Source organism: Campylobacter sp. RM16190 (genome assembly GCF_012978835.1).
Classification (GTDB): Bacteria; Campylobacterota; Campylobacteria; order Campylobacterales; family Campylobacteraceae; genus Campylobacter_A.
In genome coordinates, this window is record NZ_LIWS01000021.1 from 1 (window position 1) to 3041 (window position 3041).

At 30.7% G+C, this 3041-nt stretch carries 3 protein-coding genes; all 3 read left to right on the plus strand.

Going from position 1 to position 3041, the window contains the following annotated elements:
* Positions 1-152 precede the first annotated feature (152 nt).
* The 3 genes from CDOM16190_RS10435 to CDOM16190_RS10445 are packed head-to-tail and all read left to right on the plus strand — an operon-like array spanning position 153 to position 2848.
* The gene (locus CDOM16190_RS10435) at positions 153-608 is read left to right on the plus strand and encodes a hypothetical protein (RefSeq protein ID WP_170020770.1); all 456 of its coding nucleotides are present in this window, start codon (positions 153-155) and stop codon (positions 606-608) included.
* The gene (locus CDOM16190_RS10440) at positions 595-1782 is read left to right on the plus strand and encodes an HsdM family class I SAM-dependent methyltransferase (RefSeq protein WP_170020772.1); all 1188 of its coding nucleotides are present in this window, start codon (positions 595-597) and stop codon (positions 1780-1782) included. Before CDOM16190_RS10435 ends, CDOM16190_RS10440 begins: the two co-directional genes overlap by 14 nt.
* Positions 1772-2848, plus strand: a complete 1077-nt coding sequence (locus CDOM16190_RS10445) for a restriction endonuclease subunit S (RefSeq protein ID WP_170020774.1) — start codon at positions 1772-1774, stop codon at positions 2846-2848. The genes CDOM16190_RS10440 and CDOM16190_RS10445 overlap by 11 nt, the downstream gene beginning before the upstream one ends.
* The last annotated feature ends 193 nt before the right edge of the window (positions 2849-3041 follow it).

A 3041-nucleotide genomic window follows, 5' to 3' on the forward strand; every position in this document is an offset into this window, starting at 1 on the left:
TCTAGTTTTGAAGTAGATAGAATTAAACACTATAAAATATCTTAAGCCCCAAGTCTTTCAGCTACTCTCTTATTACCCTGCCAATATCCACAGAATTCATTAGATACGCTATTGCTCGCCAAACGGCCAGCACTACATCCAATGATGTTTTAATGTATTTAGACGAATTAAACGACAAAAATAAACTTCCTTTTGGCAAAATTGTCAGTATGGAAGAGCTTTGTAACGAACTTTTTCCTGCAATAAAAAACAGCAAAGAAGATGTTATTAGAGCCACTTATCAACCAAATGAAACTTTGCATAGCTTTGGCATAAGCGAAAAAGTCAGAGGACAATTTGTTGGCACTTGTCTTTTGGCTTTAAAAAATGGTTTAGAATATGAAAATTCAAAAAAACAACCCAAAGCCACTTCTGTTGTAATTAGCGAAATAAAAGCAATTCTAAATAGTCTGTTAGATAAAAGTGTGGATAATAATTTAAGTAAAGCAGAAAAAATGCTTTTGCTTGACAAAAATGTTTTAGAGGATGAAAGAGTTATTAGGCTTTCTGATAGCGATTTTCATCAAATTCTGATACACATAAGCAACAAAAATTTTGCCTTATATTAACGATGAAACAAAAGCCAGGCAAGATATTTTAAACCTATTTTTTACAACTTTTAATAAATATGTCAATAAAGATGATAAAAACCAAGCTTTTACGCCTGACCATATAACAGATTTTATGTGCAAGATTACAGAAGTTGATTACAATTCACGAGTTTTAGATCCTTGTTGTGGAAGTGGAGCGTTTTTAGTTAGAGCATTGGTAACTGCTAGAAATTCTTGTGCTAATTTACCAAATAAAGATAATATTGTAGAAAAAATACACAAAGAGCAAATTTACGGTATTGAAGAAAGCGAAAAGCCATTCGGACTTTCTACAACAAATATGTTAATTCATGGAGATGGCAATACTAATATCATCAAAGCAAACTGTTTTGATAAAAAATCTTGGATAAAAGAAGCAAAACCAAGTGTAATTTTGATGAATCCGCCGTATAACGCACAACAAATACTATTCCCTACGAAAATTATCGACTACATAGGCAGTAAAACTACTAAAAAGGGCGAGAAAAAGATTGAAATTTTAAAAACATATTCAACAGGAGCATGGAATAAAAAAAATGGTAAACCTGTTAAAGAGGATCCTACAAAAGGTCTTTGTTTTGTGGAATATATATCGGATTGTTTGCAAGAAGCAAATATTACAAATGCCAAATTAGCCGTATTACTTCCAATGCAATGTGCTATTGCCAATAAGGGAATAATATTAAAGGCAAAGGAAAATATCTTAAAAAATAATACTCTTGAAGCTGTTTTTACATTACCGCCTGGAATGTTCTATCCGGGTGCCAGTGCCAATGCTTGTTGTATGTTATTCACTATGGGAATTTCGCATTTCAATACCGATGATGGGAAACCAAATAAAAAAACATTTTTTGGCTATTATAAAAACGATGGTTTTATAAAAAAGAAAAATTTAGGTCGTATAGAACTTTTAGACACAAACAATAATTCCATTTGGGAAACTCAAATTTTGCCTAAATGGTTATCTTTGTTTAAAAATGGTGATGTAGAATCTGGATTGTCAGCGAAAGAGTATGTCAAGGCAGATGATGAGTGGCTATGCGAAGCATATATGAAAACAGATTATTCCACATTAAATGAAACAGATTTTCAAAAAACACTCAATAATTATCTTGCATATTTGGTAAAAGAGAGTGTGGTGTATGAATCTTAGTATAAACGAGTGGAAACCATTTAAAGTAAGTAAAATATTTACGATACTTAATGGAAAAGGGATTACAAAAGAAGAAATTTTTGATAATCAGGGTAATTTTATAGCTGTTCAGAGCGGAGAAGAAAATAATGGTGTAATAGGTCGCATTGATTTGGATTATTGCAAAGAAATGGGCTATACATATTCTGAAAAGCCTTGTTTAACTGTTGCAAGAAGCGGTTCTGCTGGTTTCGTATCTTTTCAAATTTACGGGTGTGTTGTTGGAGATTCTGCAAAAATATTGTTGTTGCCTGATGACATTGCAACCATAGAAATATATGCTTTTTTTCAAACGGTATTAACGGCTAATAAATTTAAATATACTTATGGTCGTAAAGTCACAAAATCTAAATATTTAAATGATTTAATTGATTTGCCTATTAAGCAAAATTTAGACAACACTCCTTTTATTGATGAAAATTATAAATATTCAGATGATGGATATGTACCTGATTGGGAATTTATGAAAAATTATATTAAATCGCTACACCATAAAGAACTTACTACAAAAAACAAAGCAGGTTTTGCTCCAAAATTAGATACTAAAAAATGGGGGGAATTTAAAATTGAAAAACTATTTTCTAAATTGGTCAAAGGCAAATGTGCAGATGCCTCAAGCTTAGTGAATGGTTATGATATAAACTATATTGGTGCTAAGTATAATGACAATGGAGTAATGAAATCTTGTTCTTTAAATGATAATATTGAATTTGTAAGCGATGGTAATTGTATAGCTATGATAGGTCAAGGAGAGGGTTCGGCAGGTTATGCGATTTATTTAAATGAAAAATTTATTGGTGCTACTTCATTAAATCTTGGATATGCAGATTGGATAAATCCATATACCGCACTTTTCGTAACTACTATTTTATGTAAAGAATATGATAAATATTATTTTGGTCGCTCTTGGACAGGGGATAGGTTAAGAAAAACTATCATTAAACTCCCAATTATTCAAAAAGATAAACCAGATTGGGATTTTATGGAGAATTATATCAAATCACTACCTTATGGAGATAGAATTTGATAAACATATAAGGGTTTATAATTATTCTTTTATAAAAACATAGGCTATTTTTATTAAAATAGCCTTTTATTGATTTGTGCATTTGCTACATAATATCCATTTTTTCGATACTCCACTATCTCTTTATAGCTTCTATTACTACCGATTGATACATAATCGGTTATCTATTTAACACATCTAGATCTTTCTTTTT

Excerpts from the sequence above, each read along its gene's own strand:
- CDOM16190_RS10445 (WP_170020774.1), top strand. The coding sequence starts at position 1,772 with ATGAATCTTAGTATAAACGAGTGGAAACCATTTAAAGTAAGTAAAATA.
- CDOM16190_RS10435 (WP_170020770.1), top strand. The coding sequence starts at position 153 with ATGTATTTAGACGAATTAAACGACAAAAATAAACTTCCTTTTGGCAAA.